Annotated in this window: 5 protein-coding genes; 1 reads left to right on the top strand and 4 read right to left on the bottom strand. The window is 73.5% G+C overall.

What is annotated here, in order from left to right; translation table 11 throughout:
- Window positions 1-30: 30 nt before the first annotated feature.
- Window positions 31-1926: a beta-galactosidase gene (locus ACFVUT_RS35645; RefSeq protein WP_389660003.1), complete on the top strand. Its 1896-nt coding sequence runs from the start codon at window positions 31-33 to the stop codon at window positions 1924-1926.
- Between the two features lie 184 nt (window positions 1927-2110).
- Here ACFVUT_RS35645 and ACFVUT_RS35650 read toward each other — a convergent pair whose 3' ends face one another.
- From ACFVUT_RS35650 to ACFVUT_RS35665, 4 genes are all read right to left on the bottom strand, one after another.
- Window positions 2111-7516: an SDR family NAD(P)-dependent oxidoreductase gene (locus ACFVUT_RS35650; RefSeq protein ID WP_389660006.1), complete on the bottom strand. Its 5406-nt coding sequence runs from the start codon at window positions 7514-7516 to the stop codon at window positions 2111-2113.
- Window positions 7517-7526: 10 nt separating this feature from the next.
- Window positions 7527-16037 carry a type I polyketide synthase gene (locus tag ACFVUT_RS35655; protein WP_389660009.1) on the bottom strand — a complete coding sequence of 2837 codons (8511 nt, stop codon included), beginning with the start codon at window positions 16035-16037 and terminating at the stop codon, window positions 7527-7529.
- A gap of 227 nt (window positions 16038-16264) precedes the next feature.
- Window positions 16265-17467 (bottom strand): acyl-CoA dehydrogenase family protein, encoded by a 1203-nt coding sequence (locus ACFVUT_RS35660; protein ID WP_389660012.1) that lies wholly within the window; start codon window positions 17465-17467, stop codon window positions 16265-16267.
- A gap of 276 nt (window positions 17468-17743) precedes the next feature.
- The gene (locus ACFVUT_RS35665) at window positions 17744-19255 is read right to left on the bottom strand and encodes an MFS transporter (protein WP_389660015.1); all 1512 of its coding nucleotides are present in this window, start codon (window positions 19253-19255) and stop codon (window positions 17744-17746) included.
- Window positions 19256-19274: the final 19 nt, after the last annotated feature.

Below are 19274 nucleotides of genomic sequence, written 5' to 3' on the forward strand. Positions count from 1 at the left end.
GATCAGTGGACCTTACCAAGCTTGTTAGTCATGTCATCGATAACATACTCTCCTTCCGTGACTGAGTCGCCCACGACGCAACTTTCCGAGCCACGGAGCACGACCGACACGGCGCCCGGCGCCGACGGCGCCGTGCTCTCCTGGCGCGACGGCCGCCTGTACCGAGGCGGCGTTCCCCACCGCATCCTGTCCGGGGCACTGCATTACTTCCGGGTCCATCCCGACCTCTGGCGGGACCGGATACGCCGGATCGCCGACCTCGGGCTCAACACGGTCGACACCTACGTGGCCTGGAACTTCCACCAGCCCCACGAGGGCCGGGCGCCGCGCTTCGACGGCTGGCGGGACCTGGAGCGGTTCATCCGCACAGTGGGTGAGGAAGGGCTCGACGTCGTGGTCCGGCCCGGCCCGTACATCTGCGCGGAGTGGTCCAACGGCGGCCTGCCCAGCTGGCTCACCGGCAAGGACCTCGCCATCCGCAGCTCGGACCCGGCGTTCACCTCGGCCGTCGCCCACTGGTTCGACGACCTGATCCCGCGCCTGGCCGCGCTCCAGGCGTCCCGGGGCGGCCCGATCGTCGCCGTCCAGGTGGAGAACGAGTTCGGCAGCTACGGCGACGACCACGCCTATGTGCGCTGGAACCGCGAGGCCCTGACCCGACGGGGCATCGACGAGCTGCTGTTCACCGCCGACGGACCCACCGAACTCATGCTGGACGGCGGCACCCTGCCCGGCACCCTGACCGCCGCCACCCTGGGCTCCAAGCCGGAGGCCGCCCGGCGGCTCCTCGCCGGCCGACGGCCCGACGAGCCGTTCGTGGTCGCCGAGTTCTGGAACGGCTGGTTCGACCACTGGGGCAAACGGCACCACGTGCGCGGGGTCGAGAGCGCGGTCCACACCCTGCGCGGCATCATCGCCGACCACGGCAGCGTCAGCATCTACATGGCGCACGGCGGCACCAACTTCGGTCTGTGGGCGGGCGCCAACGAGACCGAGGGCCGGCTGGAGCCCATCGTCACGAGCTACGACTCGGACGCGCCCATCGCCGAGGACGGCCGGTTCACCCCCAAGTTCTTCGCGATGCGCGAGGCACTGGGCAGACAGGAACCCCTCCGCTCGCCCGAGCGGATGCCGACCCTGCCGCCCACCAGCGTCCCGCTGGTCCACCGCGCCGATCTGCTCGCCGCCCTGCGCGCCGTACCGGCGAGGACCACGACCTCCCCGCGCCCCGCCTCGTTCGAACAGCTCGGGCTCGACGCGGGCATGGTCCTGCACACCGCCCACCCGCGCATCCCCGCCGGCGAGCACCGGCTGCTGTTCACCGACGTACGCGACCGGGCCCTGGTCTTCGTCGACGGCGCCCTCCTCGGCGTCGTGGATCCCGACTCCCCGGAACTGCCCGTGCCCGGAACCGGCGAGGTCGTACGCCTCGATGTCCTGGTCGAGAACCTGGGCCGGGTCAACTACGGCCCGGGCGTCGGCCGGCACAAGGGCCTGCTCGGCCCGGTCCTCGTCGACCGGCGCATGGTGCAGGGCTGGCAGAACACCCCTCTCGCACTCCAGGAGTGGTCCGAGGCCGAACTGTCCGACGCGCTCGCCGCAGGCCCCGCGGCCGTGTCCGCGGAGTCGGCTCCCGCGACCACGTCCGCCGGGTTCGCCGTCGCGGAAGTCCACGTCGACACCCCCGCGGACACCTTCCTCGCGCTGCCCGGCTCCTGCCACGGCCTCGTCTGGGTCAACGGCTTCCTGCTCGGCCGCCACTGGGAGATCGGTCCCCAGGTCACGTTGTACTGCCCGGCACCGCTGCTGCGCGCGGGCGCCAACACCGTCACCGTCCTCGAACTGGAACGCCTCGGCGGGATCCTGGAACTCCGGGACCGGCCGGAACTGGGCCCGCCGGAGGAGTACGTGGAGGAGTTCGACTGACCTCCGCCCGTCGCGACCTCTGCCCCAGAGGGCCGTCGTGACCTCCGCCCAAGAGGGCCGTCGTGGCCTGGCGACCGGCCCCGGGCGGCCACGGGGTTGTCGATTGCCGCCGGGGACGCTCAGCGCCCCCGGCGGCTCTTTCGAGCCATCGGGGGCGCGGTGGGCGGCGCCGCAGGATCCGGGCTCAGCTGCCGTCCAGGAACTGGAAGAGCTCCTCGTCCGTCGCGTCGGTGACGTCGAGCCTCGCCGCGGACGGGTCGGCGGAGTCCCGGAACGCACGCAGCTTCACCAGCAGGCCCTCGATCCGGTCGGCGATCTCGTCCCCGTCCGGGCCGGTCGCCGAGGACAGGGTCAGCACCGACTCGACCCGGTCCAGCTCGGCCAGCACCGAACCCGTCGGTACCGGGGCGCGGGCGGCCAGCGTACGGACCAGCTCGCGGACGACGGCGGCGGCGGTCGGGTGGTCGAACACCAGGGTCTGCGCGAGCCTCAGGCCGGTCTCGGCACCGAGCCGGTTCCGGAACTCCACGGCGGACACCGAGTCGACCCCGAGGTCGGAGAACGCGCGCTCGGGCTCGACCGACCGGCCCTTCGGGTACTGGAGCACGTCGGCCATCAGGGTGCACACCAGGTCGAGCAGGATCTCGTAGCGGTCGTCCTCCGGCAGGCCGGCCAGCCGGTCCACCACGGAGCCCGCGCCGGCGGACGCCGCCACCGGCCGCGGTGACCGCCGCACGCCCTCCCGGCCCGCGAGCCGCCGCAGGATCGGGGGCACGTCCGCCTGGGCGCGCACCAGGGTCAGGTCCAGCGCGACCGGAACCAGCACCGGCTCGTCGAGGCCGAGCGCGGCGTCCATCAGGGCGACGCCCTGTTCCGACGAGGACAGGGTCACGCCGAACCGGGCCAGCCTGACCAGGTCCACGTCGGTCAGGTGCTCGGTCATCGTGCTGCGCTCGGCCCACATGCCCCACGCCAGCGACACGCCGGGCAGCCCCTGGGCGCGCCGCTGCTGCGCGAGCGCGTCCAGGTAGGCGTTGCCCGCCGCGTAGTTCGCCTGGCCCGCCGGTCCGATCAGGCCGGACATCGAGGAGAACAGTACGAACGCCGACAGGTCGAGATCGCGGGTCAGTTCGTGCAGGTTCCACGCGGCGGTCATCTTGGGGCTCAGCACCGCGTCGAGCCGCTGCGGGGTCAGGTCGGTCAGCACCCCGTCGTCGACCACACCGGCCGCGTGCACGACCCCGGTCAGCGGGGTCTCGGCCGGGATCCCGGCGAGCAACCGGGACAGCGCGGCGCGGTCGGCGGTGTCACAGGCGGCCAGCACGACCTCGGCCCCCATCGCGGTCAGCTCGGCCGCCAGCTCCACACCCCTCGGGGAATCGCCGCCCGCGCGGCTGACCAGCATCAACCGCCGCACCCCGTGCGCGGCCACCAGGTGCCGTGCCACGACCGTACCGAGCGTGCCGGTGCCGCCGGTGACGAGCACCGTGCCGGTGCCGAACGCCGCCGGCGGCGCGGCGCCGTCGCCGACCTCGGCCCGGACCAGGCGGGGCACCAGTACCCGGCCCGACCGGACCGCCAGCTGCGGCTCCTCCTCGACCAGGGCCGCCACCGCGTCCCACGACACCGGCCCGGAGTCCACGTCCACCAGCCCGAACAGGCCCGGGTTCTCGGTCTGCGCCGACCGTACGAGGCCCCACACACCCGCCTGGGCGAGCCCGTCGACCGGCTCCCCCGGCTCGACGCCGACCGCTCCCTCGGTCACGAGCACGAGCGTCCCGGAGGCGAACCGCTCGTCGGCGAGCCACTCCTGTACGACGGTGAGCACCGCACCGGTGACCTGCCGGGCGTCCGGCCCGGCCGGGCAGCGCAGGAACACCACCCCCGGGTCGGCGGGAACGTCCGCCAGCCCGTGCGCGTGCGTCCACCGCACGCGTTCCGCCGACGGCCCGGCGGGCGCGGCCGACCACTCCACCCGGAACATCGACTCCGCGGGCTCGCCCGGCCCGGCCACCGGCATCTGCCGGAACCTCAGGGTGTCGACCGACGCCACCGGCGCACCGGCCGCGTCGTCGAGCCGGATCGACACCGCGTCCGGCCCCGAGGGCGACATCCGCACCCGCAGCGTGGACGCCCCGACCGCCGACAGGGACACGCCCGACCAGGCGAACGGCAGGACGGCACCGTCCATCCCGTCGACGAAGGAGCCGAACCAGACCGCGTGCAGCGCCGCGTCCAGCAGCGCCGGATGCACGCCGAACCGGTCCGCGTCGGCCGCCTGCTCCGGCGGCAGGGCGACCTCGGCGAACACCTCGTCGCCGCGCCGCCACAACGCCGTCAGCCCCTGGAACGCCGGGCCGTAGTCGTAACCACGCGCACCGAGTCGGGCGTACACGTCGCCGATCGCGACCTCTTCCGCCCCTTCCGGCGGCCACACGGTGGCCTCGGACTCCGTCGGCCCGGCCGAGTCGGTCAGCGAACCGGAGGCGTGCCGGACCCACTCGCCGTCGTCCGGCTGGGCGTGCACCGACACCGCCCGGTGCCCCGACCCGTCGGCGTCCTCGACCACGACCTGGACCCGGGCCCCGCCCCGCTCCCCCAGCACCAGCGGTGTGTGCAGGATCAGCTCGTCGAGCAGGTCGCAGCCCACCTCACGGCCGGCGCGCAGCACCATGTCCACGAACGCCGCGCCCGGCACGACGACCCGGCCGAACACCGCGTGGTCGGCCAGCCACGGCTGGGTCTCCAGCGACAGCCGGCCCGTCAGCGCCGTCCCGCCGGACTCCGGCAGTGCCAGCACCGCGCCGAGCAGCGGGTGCTCCCCGGCGGCCAGGCCCGCGGCCCGCAGATCGCCCGCCCGCTCCGGGACGTCCATCCAGTACCGGTCGCGCTGGAACGCGTAGGTCGGCACGTCCGCGGGGGCCGCGCCCGTCCCGGCGAACACCTGGCGCCAGTCCACCTCCACGCCGTGCACGTGCGCCGCGGCCAGCGCGGTCAGTACGGTGGCCGGTTCCGGGCGGTCGGCCCGCAGCACCGGCACCGCGACCGCCGCCGGATCCTGTTCCGTGAAGCATCCCTCGGCCATCGTGGTCACCGCGGCGTCCGGCCCGACGCCGACGAACCGGGTGACCCCGTCCTCGCGCAGGCGGCGCACCGCGGCGGCGAACCCCACCGGCTCGCGGACCTGGCGCACCCAGTACTCCGGTGAGCACACCGACTCCGCCGACAGCGGCTCGCCGGTGACCGTCGACACGATCGGCAGCACCGGCTCGTGGAACTCCACGCCGGCAAGGACCTCACGGTAGGGCTCCAGCATCGGATCCATCAGGGGCGAGTGGAACGCGTGGCTCACCCGCAGCCGCTTCGTCCGCCGGCCGAGGGACGCGAAGTGCTCGGCGACACGCAGCACCGCGCCCTCCTCGCCCGACACGACCACCGACTCCGGACCGTTCACGGCGGCGATGCCGGCCTCGTCACCCGCCGGTACCGACGCGACCTCGTCCTCGGTCGCCTGGATCGACACCATCGCGCCGCCCTCGGGCAGTCGCTCCATCAGGCGCCCGCGCGCCGCCACCACCCGGCAGGCGTCCTCCAGCGTCCACAGCCCCGCGACGAACGCCGCCGACAGCTCACCGATCGAGTGCCCGGCCAGCACCTCCGGCCGCACACCCCACGCGCCGAGCAACCGGGTCAGCGCGACCTCGACCGCGAACAGCGCGGGCTGCGCCCACCCGGTCCGGTCCAGCAGCTCCGCGCCCGGGCCCTCCTCCGCGAGCAGCACCTCGCGCAGCGGACGGTCCAGCAGGCCGTCGAACCCGGCGCACACCTCGTCCAGCGCCGCCGCGAACGCCGGGAACGCCGCGTACAGTTCCCGGCCCATGCCGAACCGCTGGGTGCCCTGCCCGGCGAACACGAACGCGGTGCGGCCGGGGTGCGCGACCCCCCGCACCACACCGGAACCCGTACCGCCGCGGGCGATGGCCCGCAGGCCGTCGCGCAGCTGGTCCCGGTCCCCCGCCACCACGGCGGCCCGCTGCTCGAACGCCGTCCGGGCGGTCGCCAGCGAGAACCCGGCGTCGAGCGGCTTGAGGGAGTCCGCAGCCGCCAGAAGCCGTCCGGCCTGGTCGGCCAGCGCCTCGGGAGTCCTGCCGGACAGCACGAACGGCACGAGCGGCAGCGGCGTTCGTGCGTCCGGCTCGGCCGCCTCGGCCGCCGGTGCCTGTTCCAGGATCAGGTGGGCGTTCGTGCCGCTGATCCCGAACGACGACACCGCGGCCCGCCTCGGCGCGCCCGTCACCGGCCACTCGCGCCGCTCGGTCAGCAGGTTCACCGTCCCCGTCGACCAGTCCACGTGCGACGACGGGGTGTCCACGTGCAGGGTCTTCGGCAGCACCCCGTGCCGGAGCGCCAGCACCATCTTGATCACGCCACCGACCCCGGCCGCGGCCTGGGTGTGCCCGATGTTGGACTTCAACGAGCCCAGCCACAGGGGGCGTTCGCGGTCGAGGCCGTACGTGTCCAGGACCGCCTGCGCCTCGATGGGGTCGCCGAGGCTGGTGCCGGTGCCGTGCGCCTCGACCGCGTCGACATCGGCAGGGGACAGGCCGGCGTCGTCGAGGGCCTGCCGGATCACCCGCTGCTGGGACGGTCCGTTCGGCGCGGTGAAGCCGTTCGACGCACCGTCCTGGTTGACCGCGCTGCCGCGCACGACGGCCAGCACCGGGTGCCCGAGCCGCACGGCGTCCGAGAGGCGTTCCACCAGGAGCATGCCGACGCCCTCGGCCCAGCCGGTGCCGTCGGCCGTGTCGGCGAAGGACTTGCAGCGCCCGTCCGGGGCCAGTCCGCGCTGGCGGCTGAACGCGACGAGCATGCCCGGGGTGGACATCACCGTGGCGCCGCCGGCCAGCGCCAGCGTGCACTCGCCGCGGCGCAGCGACTGGACCGCCAGGTGGAGCGCGACCAGGGACGAGGAGCACGCCGTGTCGACGGTGACGGCGGGCCCCTCGAAGCCGAAGGTGTACGCGATCCGCCCGGAGGCGGCGCTGTTCGTGGTGCCGGTGAGCAGGTGCGCCTCCGCACCGCCGGTGGCCTGGTGCAGCCGGGGGCCGTAGTCCGGTGCCATCGCCCCGGCGAACACCCCGACCCTGGCGCCGCGCAGCGAGGCGGAGCCGACCCCGGCCCGTTCCAGCGCCTCCCACGAGGTTTCCATCAGCAGCCGCTGCTGCGGGTCCATCGCCACCGCCTCGCGCGGTGAGATCCCGAAGAACTCGGGGTCGAACTCCGTGGCCCCGCGCAGGAATCCGCCGCGCCGGGTGTAGGTGCGGCCGGGCGTGTCGGGGTCGGGGTCGTACAGCGACTCCATGTCCCAGCCCCGGTCGGTGGGGAACTCGGTGATCGCGTCGCCGCCGGTGTCCAGCAGCCGCCACAGTTCCTCCGGCGAGCCGACGTCGCCGGGGTACCGGCACGCCATGCCGATGATGGCGACCGGTTCCTGACTCCCCTCTTCGGCGTCCCGCAGCCGTTGCTTGGTCTGCTGCAACTCGGCCGTGACCCGCTTGAGGTACTCGACCAGCTTCTCTTCGTTACTCACAAACCCTCCGTCAGGACATGCCAAGTTCGCCATCGATGAGGTCGAAGAGCTCGTCGAGCTCCAGCCCGTCCAGCTCACGGTCCGGGCGCGCGGGCTTCGCGACCGGTTCGGCCGGGCCGGGTGCCGGGCCGAGCGCCGCCCCGAGGTGGGTGGCGAGTGCTGACGGCGTCGGGTAGTCGAACACCAGCGTGGCCCGCAGGCGCAGCCCGGTCGCCGTGCCGAGCCGGTTGCGCAGCTCGACCGCCGTCAGCGAGTCGAACCCCAGCTCCTTGAAGGTCCGGACGGGATCCACCGCGCCCGGTGCGCCGTGTGCCAGCACGGTGGCGGTGTGCTCGCGCACCAGGCCGAGCAGGGCCTCCTCGCGGTCCGCCTCGGACATCCGGGCCAGGCTGTCGCCGAGGGACGCCGCGCCGCCCGGCCTGCCCGCGGCGGCCTCCGCCCGCCTGATCCGCTCGCGGACGACACCGCGCAGCAGCGCCGGTACCGCGCCCTGGGCCCGTACCGCGGACGGTTCGAGCCGGGCCGGGACGAGCAGGGCCTCGCCGGAGGAGACCGCGGCGTCGAACAGGGCCAGTCCGTCCGCCGAGGACAGCGGCGCGAGGCCGGCGCGACGCATCCGGCTCAGGTCGGTGTCCGCGAGGTGGCCGGTCATTCCGCTGGCCTGCGCCCACAGGCCCCAGGCGAGCGACACGGCCGGCAGGCCCCGCGCCGCGCGGTACTGGGCCAGGATGTCCAGGAACGCGTTGGCGGCGGCGTAGTTCGCCTGGCCCGGCAGCCCGAGTACCCCGGCGACCGACGAGAACAGCACGAACATCGACAGGTCGAGCCCCCGGGTCAGCTCGTGGAGGTTCAGCGCGGCGTCGACCTTCGGCCGCAGGACGCGTGCGAGCTGGTCCGGCCGCATCGCCTCGATCACGCTGTCGTCGAGCAGCCCGGCGGCGTGCACGACACCGGTCAGCGGGTGCGCGGCGGGGATCGACGCCAGCAGTGCGGCCAGCGCGTCCCGGTCGGCGACGTCGCAGGCGGCCACGGTGACCGTGACCCCCGACTCGGTCAGCTCCGCGGCGAGTTCGGCCGCACCGGGGGCGTCCGGCCCGCGCCTGCTGGTCAGCATCAGGTGGGTCACCCCGTACCGGGACACCAGGTGCCGGGCGAACAGGCCGCCGAGGGTGCCGCCGGCGCCGGTGATCAGCACCGTGCCCGCAGCGAGGTCGGGCCGCGTCGCCGGCAGGCCGGCGACCCTGGCCAGCCTGGGGACGACCGGCTGTCCCTTCCGGACCGCGAGCTGCGGCTCCCCGGTGGCCAGTACGGCGGGCAGCGCCGCGACCGACGCCTCGTGACCGTCCAGGTCGACGACGACGAACCGGTCCGGGTGCTCCCGCTGTGCCGACCGGACCATGCCCCACGCCCCGGCACCCGCCACGCCGAGGACATCCGTCTCGACCGGCTCCACGACCTGCTCCACGGCCACCGCGTTCTTGGTGAGCAGCACGAGCCTCGACCCGGCGAACCGCTCGTCCGCCAGCCACTGCTGGATCAGCAGCAGCGCCCGGCCGGCCACGTCGTGGGCGCCGCTCGCGCTGGCCTCCCCGGTGAGCGCGGCGAACACCACCTCGGGCACCGGTCCCGCGTCGGCCAGCGTGCCGAGGTCGGCGTGGGACGGTACTCCGACCCCGAGTTCGTCGGCACCGACGACCGCCCACGGCCGGGGGTCCTCGGTGGTCTCCGGCACGCGGGCCTCGACCCAGTCCACCCGGAACAACGCGTCCGGCGGTCCGGCGGCCGGCCCACCGGCCGGGACCGGCCGCAGCGCCAGGGACTCCACCGATGCCACCGGCGCGCCGGTACCGTCGGCGAGCCGCAGCGAGACCGTGTCCGGACCGTCCGGCGTGATCCGCACCCGCAGCGCCCTCGCGCCGGTGGCCCGCAACGACACGCCCTGCCAGGAGAACGGCAGGCGGCAGTCCTGACCGTCCGCGACCGCGGCGTGCAGCGCGGCGTCCAGCAGGGCCGGGTGCAGCCCGAACCGGCCGGCGTCCGCCTCGGTCTCCGGTGGCAGCGCGACCTCGGCGAAGGTCTCCGTACCCCGCCGCCACCAGGAGCGCAGCCCCTGGAACGACGGGCCGTAGTGGTAGCCGAGTTCGGTCCAGCGGTCGTACCCGCCGTCCCACTCCACCGGGGTCGCACCCGGTGGCGGCCAGGAGGCCAGGTCGAACTCCTCGCCCCGGCCGGAGGCGAGCACCCCGCTCGCGTGCCGGGTCCATCCGCCGGAACCGTCCGCCGGGCGGGCGTGGACGGCCAGTTCACGACGGCCCGACGCGTCCTCCTCGCCGACCGTGACCCGTACGGCGACCCCGCCGTGCGGCGGCAGGACCAGCGGCACCTCGCACGTCAGCTCCGCCACCTCGTCGCAGCCGACCTCGTCACCCGCACGGATCGCCAGTTCGACGAACGCCGTGCCGGGCAGCAGCACCGTGTCGCCGAGCCCGTGGTCGGCCAGCCACGGCTGGGCCTGCACGGACAGCTGACCGGTGAGCAGGAGACCGCCGGAGTCCGGCAGTTCCACCACCGCGCCGAGCAGCGGGTGGTCCGCCGCGGCCAGTCCCGCCGCCTCGACGTCCGCCGCCTCGCCGGCCGCGGCCGGCTCCAGCCAGTAGCGCTGCCGCCGGAACACGGTGGTCGGCACGTCGACGCGCCGTGCGCCCGGGAAGACGGCCCGCCAGTCGGGGGTCACCCCGCGCACGTACGCCTCGGCCAGTGAGGTCAGGAACCGCTCGATGCCGCCCTCTTCGCGGCGCAGGGAGCCGATGGCGACCGCGTGCTCCGCCACGTCCTCCACGGCCGCCGTCAGCACCGGATGCGGGCTGAGCTCGACGAACACCGAGTGTCCCCGCTCGGCCAGCAGACCGACCGTCTCGGCGAAGCGCACCTGTTGGCGCAGGTTGCGGTACCAGTAGTCGCCGTCCAGGCCGGTGGTGTCCAGCACACCGGCGGTCACCGTCGAGTAGAACGGGATCGCCGACGGGCGGGGAGCCAGCCCGGCCAGGACCGCGGCCAGTTCGTCCGCGATCCGCTCCACCGGCGCCGCATGCGACGCGTAGTCCACCGGGAGCCGCTTGACCCGCACCCCGGTGGCCTCGCAGTCGGCGACCAGTTCGTCCAGCGCGTCGAGTTCGCCGGCGACCACGACGGATCCCGGACCGTTCACCACCGCCACCGAGAGCCGGCCGGCCCACCGGCCGAGGCGTTCGGCGGCCGCGTCCTCGGACAGTGCGACGGAGACCATCCCGCCGGTGCCGGACAGAGCCAGGATGGCCTTGCTGCGCAGGGCGACGACCTTCGCCGCGTCCGCGAGGCCGAGGGCCCCGGAGACGCAGGCGGCCGCGATCTCCCCCTGCGAATGGCCCACCACCGCGGCGGGTTCCACTCCGTAGGAGCGCCACAGGGCGGCCAGCGACACCATCACCGCGAAGAGTGCGGGCTGCACCACGTCCACCCGCTCCAGCGCGGCGGCGTCGCGCAGCACCTCGAACAGGTCCCAGTCGACGTGCGGGGCGAGGGCCCGGGAGCACGCCAGCATCGTCTCGGCGAACACCGGCGACGAGTCCAGCAGGTCCACCGCCATCCCGGTCCACTGCGAACCCTGGCCGGGGAAGACGAACACCACCCCGCCCGCCTCCTGCGCGGTGCCGCGCACCACGCCGGGTGTCTCGCCGCCGTCGGCGAGCGCGGTCAGGCCCCGGCGCAGCGCGGGCAGGTCCGCGCCGACGACGGCGGCCCGGTGCGGCAGGCCGGACCGGGCGGCGGCCAGCGAGAACCCGGTGTCCGCCCGGTTCAGCCCGGGATGCGCGTCCAGGAAGGACAGCAGGTCGGCGGCCTGGGCCGCCACCGCGTCCTCGCTGCTCGCGGAGAACGTCCACGGCAGCACCGGACCGGCGGGCGCACCGGGCTCCGGCACCGGCTCCGACTCCGACCCGCGCGCCGGCTCCGGCGTCTGCTCCTGCTGTGGCTCCTGCGCCTGCTGCAACTCCGGCTGCGGCTCCAGGTCCTGCTGCGGCTCCGTCGGAGCCTGCTCGATGATCACGTGTGCGTTCGTGCCGCTGATCCCGAACGAGGACACCCCGGCCCGGCGCGCCCGGCCGGTGTCCGGCCACTCCCGCGCCTCGGTCACCAGCTCCAGCGCCCCCGCGGTCCAGTCGACGTGCGGGGTCGGCTCGTCGACGTGCAGCGTCCTCGGCACCACCTCGTGCCGCAGCGCCTGCACCATCTTGATCACACCGGCCACCCCGGCGGCGGCCTGGGTGTGGCCGATGTTGGACTTCAGCGACCCCAGCAGCAGCGGACGGCCCGGCTCCCGGTCGCGCCCGTACGTGGCCGCGAGCGCGTCGGCCTCGATCGGGTCGCCGAGCGTCGTCCCGGTGCCGTGGGCCTCGACCACGTCGACGTCCCCGGTGGACAGCCCGGCGCCGGCGAGTGCCTGGCGGATCACCCGTTCCTGGGCGACGCCGTTCGGCGCGGTGAGCCCGTTCGACGCACCGTCCTGGTTGATCGCGCTGCCGCGCACCACGGCGAGCACCCGGTGCCCGTTGCGCCGCGCGTCCGACAGCCGTTCGAGCGCCACGATCCCCGCGCCCTCGGCCCAACCGGTGCCGTCCGCGGCGGCGGAGAACGCCTTGCACCGGCCGTCCTCGGACAGCCCGCGCTGCCGGCTGAACTCCACGAACATGCCGGGTGCGGACATCACCGCGACACCGCCCGCCAGTGCGAGCGAGCACTCCCCGGCGCGCAGGGCCTGCGCCGCGAGATGCAGTGCCACCAGCGACGACGAGCACGCGGTGTCCACGGTGACCGCGGGGCCCTGGAGCCCGAGCGTGTAGGCGATGCGGCCGGACGCGACGCTGATCGTGCTGCCGGTCAGCCGGTAGCCGTCGGACTCGGCGTGCGCGGCGTGCAGCCGGGGGCCGTAGTCCTGCGCCATGGCCCCGACGAAGACCCCCACGGATGCGCCGCGCCGGTCGGCGGGATCGATCCCGGCCCGCTCCAGCGCCTCCCAGGACGTCTCCAGCAGCAGCCGCTGCTGCGGGTCCATCGCCAGCGCCTCCCTCGGCGAGATGCCGAAGAACTCGGGGTCGAACCGGTCGGCGTCGTGCAGGAAGCCACCGTGCCGGGTGTAGGACGTGCCGGCCCGGTCCGGGTCGGGGTCGTAGAGCCGGTCGGTGTCCCAGCCCCGGTTGTCGGGGAATTCCGAGATCGCGTCGGTCCCGTCCAGGACCAGCCGCCACAGATCCTCCGGCGAGGCGACGCCGCCGGGGAGGCGGCAGGCCATCCCGACGATCGCGATCGGCTCGTCGGTCGGGGTGTCGGCGGCGGGGCCGGCGGACTCCTCGCCGCCCGACGTCAGAGTCCGCAGGTGGTCGGCGAGTCCGGCCGGGGTCGGGTGGCCGAACAGCACCCCCGCCGGAAGCGCGAGCCCGATCGCCGCGCTCAGCCGGTCGCGGATCTCCACGGAGGACAGGGAGTCGACCCCGAGTTCCTTGAACGTCGTGCCGGGATCCACCGCTTCGCCGCCCGCGTGGCCGAGCACGACCGCGAGGGTCGACCGCACCAGCCCCAGCATCTCGGGCCCGGCGAGGGCAGCGGCCGGGGACACGTCGGGCGTACCGGCGGACGGTACGGCCGAGGTCGCCGCGGACTCCGAGGGCCCCGTGTCGGGGACAGCGGCCCGGACGTCGGTCTCGGTGAGCCAGTGGCGCTCACGCTGGAAGGCGTACGTGGGCAGACCCACCGTGCGGGCGCCGCGCAGGCCGAACACGCGGGACCAGTCCACCGCGACCCCGCGTACGTGCAGTTCGGCGAGCGACGTGAGGAACCGCGCCGGGCCGCCGTCGCGGCGGCGCAGCGAGCCGGTGACCACACCGGTCTCCAGCCCGGCCCGCTCCACCGTGTCCCGCAGCGCCGGCAGGAGCACCGGGTGCGGGCTGCACTCGACGAAGACCGTGTGCCCGTCCCGCACCAGCGCGGAGGTCGCCTGCTCCAGCTCCACGGTCTGCCGCAGGTTCCGGTACCAGTACGCGCCGTCCACCCCGGCGGTGTCCATCGGACCGCCGGTCACCGTGGAGTAGAACGGCACCGGCGCGGACCTCGGCCGGATGCCGTCCAGCACGGTGTGCAACCGCTCCCGGATCTGTTCCACCTGGGGCGAGTGGGACGCGTAGTCGACCGCTATCCGGCGGGTCTCGACGCCCTCCTCGGTCCACCGCGCGACCAGCTCGTCCAGCGCGTCGGGGTCGCCGGAGAGCACCACGGACGACGGGCCGTTCGCCGCCGCGATCGACACCGCGCCGTTCCACTCGGCGATCCTCTCGCGCACCTCACCGGCCGACAGCAGCACCGACACCATGCCGCCGCCACCGGACAGCGCCAGGAGGGCCTGGCTGCGCAACGTCACGACCCGCGCGGCGTCTTCGAGCGACAGCGCGCCCGCCACGCACGCGGCGGCGATCTCACCCTGGCTGTGGCCGACCACCGCCGCCGGCTCGACCCCGCAGGAGCGCCACAGGGCGGCCAGCGACACCATCACCGCGAACAGCGCGGGCTGCACCACGTCCACCCGCTCCAGCGCGGTCGCGTCACGCAGCACGTCGGTCAGCGACCAGTCCACGTGGGGCGCGAACGCCTCCTCGCAGGCCCGTATCGACTCGGCGAACTCCGGTACGGAGTCGAGCAGTTCGACCGCCATTCCGGCCCACTGCGCCCCTTGTCCGGGGAAGACGAACACCACCTTCCCGGCCGCCGTCGCCTGTCCCTCGACGACGCCTGCGACGGCCGCGCCGCCCGCGAACTCGGCGAGGCGGTGGCGCAGTTGCGCCCGGTCGTCGCCGACCACGACCGCGCGGTGCCGGAAGGCGGTCCTGGTGGTGGCGAGGGACAGCCCGATGTCCGCGGCGGAATCCGCCCGTTCGTCCACGAAGGAGAGCAACCGGGCGGCCTGGGCGCGGAGTGCCTCGCCCGAACGGCCGGCGATCGGCCACGCCAGCGCGCCCGCCTCGGACGGCACGCCGGCTGCCGAGGACCCGCCGTTCTCGGAGGACCTGGCAGCCTCCACGGACCCACCGGCCGTCGGGGACACGGCAGCCTTCACAGACCCATCGGGTCCTGAGGACCCGGCAGCCTCCACAGATCCGCCGACCTCCACGGTCCCACCGGCCGTCGAGGACCCGCCGCTCGCCGAACCCCCGCCACCCACCGCGGCGTTCGCCGGGGGTTCGCTGACCACCAGGTGGCAGTTCGTGCCGCCCATGCCGAACGAACTCACCCCGGCCACCAGCGGCCGGTCCGGTTCCGGCCACGGCGTCAACTCGGTCTGCACGCGCAGCCCGAGGTCGTCGAGGGGGATGTCCGGGTGGGGCGTGGCGAAGTTCAGGCTCGGCGGCAGCATCCGGTGCCGGATGCTCAGCGCCACCTTGAGCAGCCCGGCGATGCCGCCCGCGCCCTCCAGGTGCCCGATGTTGGTCTTGACCGAACCCACCGGCAGCGGCGAACCCGGCTGCCGGGCGCGCCCCAACGCCGCACCGAGCGCCGCGGCCTCGATCGGGTCGCCGACCTTCGTGCCGCTGCCGTGCAGCTCCACGTACTGCACGCCCCGCAGCGCGACGCCCGCCCGGCGGTACGCCTGCCGGACGACCTCCTCCTGCGCGGAGCTGCTGGGCACGGTGAGGCCGGTCAGCTCGCCCTCGCCCGCGCCGTCGTTGTTCACGGCGCCGCCGTCCAGGACGCAGTAGATGTCGTCGCCGTCGGCGACCGCGGCGGCCAGCGGTTTGAGTACGACGGCGCCACCGCCCTCGCCCCGCACGAATCCGTTGGCCCGCGCGTCGAAGGTGAAGCACCGGCCGTCCGGCGACAGGCCGCCGAACCGCACCGCGCCGAGCGTCGTCTCGGCCAGGATGTTCAGGTTCACGCCCCCGGCGACGGCCACCCCGCACTCACCGCGGCGCAGGCTCTCGCACGCCAGTTGGACCGCCACGAGCGAGGAGGACTGCGCGGTGTCCACGGTCATGCTCGGTCCGCGCAGGCCGAGGAGGTGGGAGATGCGGTTGGCGATGATCCCGCGGCGGGTGCCGGTCATCGTGTGCCGGCCGACCCCGGCCGCGCCGAGGCGGTCCTGCAGCGCCGCGTAGTCGTCCCACATGACGCCGGCGAACACCCCGGTGTCGCCGCCGCCGAGGTCGGCGGGGACGATCCGGGCGTCCTCAAGCGCCTCCCAGGACAGCTCCAGCATCAAGCGCTGCTGCGGGTCCATCGAGGCCGCCTCGCGCGGTGAGATCCCGAAGAACCCCGCGTCGAATCGGTCGATCCCTTCGATGAATCCGCCGCGGCGGTGCGGGAGTTCGGCGCCGCGCCAGCGGTCCTCCGGGGCCTCCCGTACGGCGTCGGTCCCGTTCCTCAGCAACCTCCAGAATTCGTGGCCGTCGCCGGCCCCAGGTAACCGACAAGCCAACCCGACCACGGCAATCCGTCTCATGTTCACAGTCAACAAGGTGCACTGATGAGAAGGCTTGTTTCACGGGCCCAAAATGCGGAAGGAAATCTGGTGGCCGATGACAACGAGGACCGGCCGAATAATGATTCGCAAACAAAAAGGCGCATCGGTATTGCTTGGCAGCCACCGAATTATCCCGGCTGCCGAGCAATACCGACGCATGGGGTACGGAGACGAATGGCCACACCGAATGGGAATGGCCCGGAGTCTCAGTAAAGGAGGGTCACTGCCGGGTGAACATCCAGCAGCGCACGGCTGTAGTCCTCAAGAATGATCGGCGCGTTCAGAGCGTTGTGCCGGCTCATCACCGCGATATCACGCCAGAGGCGCTGCAGCGGGTTCGACAGGGCGAACGCACTGCCCCCGACAACGTCGAGCAGCTTCTCCACACCCGCCCGCGACTTCTCCTGAGCGGACCTCTCGTGCATACGGATCCGCGCACGCTCCGCCCACGGCATCGTGTCGGTCTCCGACTTGCCGTCGAGGCTCTTGCCGACCTCCACCAGGTGCAAGTGGGCGGTCTCGATGAGGTGCGTGGCCTCGGCGAACCACATCTGCACCGACGGCGCGTCGGAGGCCGCCTCGTAGTTGACGTACGTGATGGGCCGCTTCTTGTCCAGCGTCTGCCTGGTGACCTCCACCGCGCCCAGCGCCGCTCCCACGATCGCGGCGAGCGACTGCGCGCTGCCCTGGATCAGCATGGAGTCACGCTGGTCCTCACCCACCAGGTCCGCGAAGCTGAACGCGACCGCCCGGTGCTCCGGGACGAACAGGTCGTCGACCACGACCGTGTGGGTGCCGGAACCGGACAGACCGGCCGAGTGCCAGGTCCGCTCGATCTTCAGGTCGCTCATGGGCGCGACGAAGCCCACGAGGTCCGTGGTCTCCTTGCCGTCCTCGTGGATCTGCACGACGGGGACGTAGGCCCAGTCCGCTATCTCGCAGCCCGAGCTCCACGGGAACGTGCCGGTCACCCGGAACCCGCCCTCGGCGCGCGCCGCCTTGGTGGTGCTGAGGTGGGCCGTGGAGATGACGTACGCGTCGGGGTTGTCCCCGAACACGTCCGACAGCGCGCTCTCCGGCATGCCGTCCAGGGCGAACCGCGTCGACGCGGTGTCGATGGACAGGTTCCAGCCGGCCGAGCCGCACGCCTTGCCGACCTCGACGATGATCGAGAGCAGATCCGACATCCCCAGGTCGTAACCGCCGAACCGGGTCGGCGTCGTGAGCCGGAACAGCCCTGCCTCCCGCAGCGCGACCACGACCTCCTCCGCGAGCCTGCGGTCCTGCTCGGTCTTCACCGCGTTCTCGCGGATCAGTGGAGCAAGCTCGCGGGCACGCTTCACGAGCTCCGCCGGGTCGACCGCCGGTCCGGCCGCCTCTTCCGCCCGCTCACTGGTCACTGCTGTCACTGAATCCTCCTTCAGTTGTGGGGCGTAGGCCGACCCCGATCGGGGAGGGCTGACCGCACCACGTCTCACGGTGGAGTCAATCGGCTCCGGCCGATCCGGCCCAGCGTCGAGCACCCAAAAACCGGCCGCCGCGCTGGTACTCGGAACCAACTCCGAGTACCGGCCGACGACCGGTTTCCGGTCGGACGCTGCCGCTGCGGGGCACGGCGCAGCCGCCGGGCACGGTGAACTCCTCACCGACCACCCGGCCGACCCGCACCGCCGCGGAGCGACGGATCAGACGCTGGGCACGGTGGCCGCTTCACCGACCTCCGGGTCGGCCTGCGCCGTCACGTAGCGGTCGAACAGCACACCGCAGACGACCGCCCCGGCCAGGAAGACCATGGCGCCCCAGAAGAACGCCGTCGTGTAGCTCTCCACGGCGGCCTCGGCGGCCAGTTGCGGGGTGGGCGTCTTGCCCTTGACGAACGAGTCCGCCGCGGTGATCGCCAGGGTGCTGAGCAGCGCGGTGCCGATCGAACCGCCCACCTGCTGCACGGTGTTGACCAGCGCCGACGCGGCACCGGCGTCCTGGGGCTCGACCCCGATCGTGGCGACGGCGGCGCCCAGCGAGATGACCAGCCCGAAGCCGATGCCGGCGATGAACGACGGGGCCAGGATGCCGGCGGCGTACGAGCTGTCGGTGGTGAGCCGGCTGAGCCAGAACGACCCCACCGCGGCCAGCACGAGGCCGGCCGGGATCAGGACGCGCGTCCCGAGCTTCGGTTCCAGCGCCGGCGGGATGGTGGTCGCGCCGATCCCGATGCCGACGATCATCGGCAGGAAGGCCAGGCCGCTCTCGATCGCCGAGAACTCAAGGACCAACTGGAGGTAGTAGGTCAGGAACAGGAACTGTACGAACAGCCCGATGCCCAGCAGGAACATCCCCAGATACGCGCTGCCCCTGTTGCGGTGCAGGACGATCCGGATGGGCAGCAGCGGGTTCTGCGAGCGCAGCTCGAACAGCACGAACGCGACCAGCAGGACCGCACTCCCGAGGAGGAAGCCCCACACGTCGACGCCGCCCCAGTCGCCGTCGTCGGCGTTGGACAGACCGTAGGCGAGGCAGAACAGGCCGACGGAGGCCGTCACCGTACCGGGCAGGTCGAGCTTCTCCGCACGGTTTGCGGACTGCCGGTTCTGCATCGTCAGGAACGCGCCGACGAAGACGGCCGCCGTGAAGATCACGTTGACGTACAGGCACCAGCGCCAGTCCAGCCAGTCGGTCAACGCGCCACCGAGAACGAGGCCGAGCGCGAGTCCACCACTGCCCAGCGCGCCGTAGACCCCGAACGCCTTGACCCGTTCCTTCGGGTCCTTGAACGCGGTCAGCAGGAACGACAGCGCTGCGGGCGCGACGAGTGCGGCGAACGCACCCTGGAGCGCGCGTGCCGTCACCAGCAGGGCGAAGCCGTTGGCCGCGCCACCCAGCACCGACATGGCACCGAAACCGACGATCGAGATCATCAACGACCGCTTGGCGCCGATGAGGTCGACGATTCTGCCGCCGAGCAGCAGCAGGCTACCGAAGGCAAGGGCGTAGGCGGTGACGATCCACTGCCGGTCCCCGTCGCCGAACCCGAGGTCCGCCTGCGCCGACGGCAGCGCGATATTGACCACCGTCGTGTCGAGGAAGATTGTTAACTGCGCGACGCCGATGACCGCTAGGATCCGCCAGCGGTTGACGTAGTGGAGGTCGGGCGCGCCCTCCGCCGCCACCTTCGACTCGGAATCTGCTGACTCTGGCATTCCCTTACCCTCTGTTGAT

This window comes from Streptomyces sp. NPDC058051, from assembly GCF_042885475.1.
In the GTDB taxonomy this organism is placed as follows: domain Bacteria; phylum Actinomycetota; class Actinomycetes; order Streptomycetales; family Streptomycetaceae; genus Streptomyces.